Origin of the sequence: Xenorhabdus mauleonii (assembly GCF_900113945.1) — a bacterium.
GTDB lineage: Bacteria > Pseudomonadota > Gammaproteobacteria > Enterobacterales > Enterobacteriaceae > Xenorhabdus > Xenorhabdus mauleonii.
In genome coordinates this window covers 4,115-5,498 of the sequence record NZ_FORG01000055.1, presented here as the reverse complement: position 1 = coordinate 5,498, position 1,384 = coordinate 4,115, and the positions used below count along the sequence as shown (strand labels likewise).

The following is a 1,384-nucleotide window of genomic DNA, read 5'->3' as shown; positions in this document are numbered from 1 at the left end:
ATGTCTGGCAGTGTCCTACTCTCACATGGGGAGACCCCACACTACCATCGGCGCTACGGCGTTTCACTGCTGAGTTCGGCATGGGGTCAGGTGGGACCACCGCGCTATTGCCGCCAGACAAATCCTGTTTTCAATCCCGAACAAGCTGTCTCTTCTCTGAATGTCTCGTCTCAAAAACCCCATAAAACACCTTCGGTGTTGTCAGGTTAAGCCTCACGGTTCATTAGTACTGGTTAGCTCAACGTCTCGCAACGCTTACACACCCAGCCTATCCACGTCCTCGTCTCGAACGCTCCTTCAGTGTCCTCAAGGGACAAGGGAAGACTCATCTCAAGGCAAGTTTCCCGCTTAGATGCTTTCAGCGGTTATCTCTTCCGCACTTAGCTACCGGGCAGTGCCATTGGCATGACAACCCGAACACCAGTGGTGCGTCCACTCCGGTCCTCTCGTACTAGGAGCAGCCCCTTTCAATCTTCCAACGCCCACGGCAGATAGGGACCGAACTGTCTCACGACGTTCTAAACCCAGCTCGCGTACCACTTTAAACGGCGAACAGCCGTACCCTTGGGACCTACTTCAGCCCCAGGATGTGATGAGCCGACATCGAGGTGCCAAACACCGCCGTCGATATGAACTCTTGGGCGGTATCAGCCTGTTATCCCCGGAGTACCTTTTATCCGTTGAGCGATGGCCCTTCCATTCAGAACCACCGGATCACTAAGACCTACTTTCGTACCTGCTCGAGCCGTCACTCTCGCAGTCAAGCTAGCTTATGCCTTTGCACTAACCTCACGATGTCCGACCGTGATTAGCTAACCTTCGTGCTCCTCCGTTACGCTTTGGGAGGAGACCGCCCCAGTCAAACTACCCACCAGACACTGTCCGCAACCCGGATAACGGGCCTACGTTAGAACATCAAACATTCAAGGGTGGTATTTCAAGGATGGCTCCATGCAGACTGGCGTCCACACTTCAAAGCCTCCCACCTATCCTACACATCAAGGCTCAAGGTTCAGTGTCAAGCTATAGTAAAGGTTCACGGGGTCTTTCCGTCTTGCCGCGGGTACACTGCATCTTCACAGCGAGTTCAATTTCACTGAGTCTCGGGTGGAGACAGCCTGGCCATCATTACGCCATTCGTGCAGGTCGGAACTTACCCGACAAGGAATTTCGCTACCTTAGGACCGTTATAGTTACGGCCGCCGTTTACTGGGGCTTCGATCAAGAGCTTCGCGTTGCCGCTAACCCCATCAATTAACCTTCCAGCACCGGGCAGGCGTCACACCGTATACGTCCACTTTCGTGTTTGCACAGTGCTGTGTTTTTATTAAACAGTTGCAGCCAGCTGGTATCTGCGACTGGCCTCGGCTCCGGGAGCACGTCA

At 53.9% G+C, this 1,384-nt stretch carries 2 rRNA genes (1 of these 2 only partly in view); both read right to left on the bottom strand.

Going from position 1 to position 1,384, the window contains the following annotated elements:
- Positions 1 to 2 precede the first annotated feature (2 nt).
- Positions 3 to 118, bottom strand: a 5S ribosomal RNA gene (gene rrf, locus BM100_RS21730).
- An 84-nt stretch (positions 119 to 202) separates the two neighbouring features.
- Positions 203 to 1,384: ribosomal RNA gene (locus BM100_RS21725) — 23S ribosomal RNA — on the bottom strand; it runs 1,275 nt beyond the window's last position.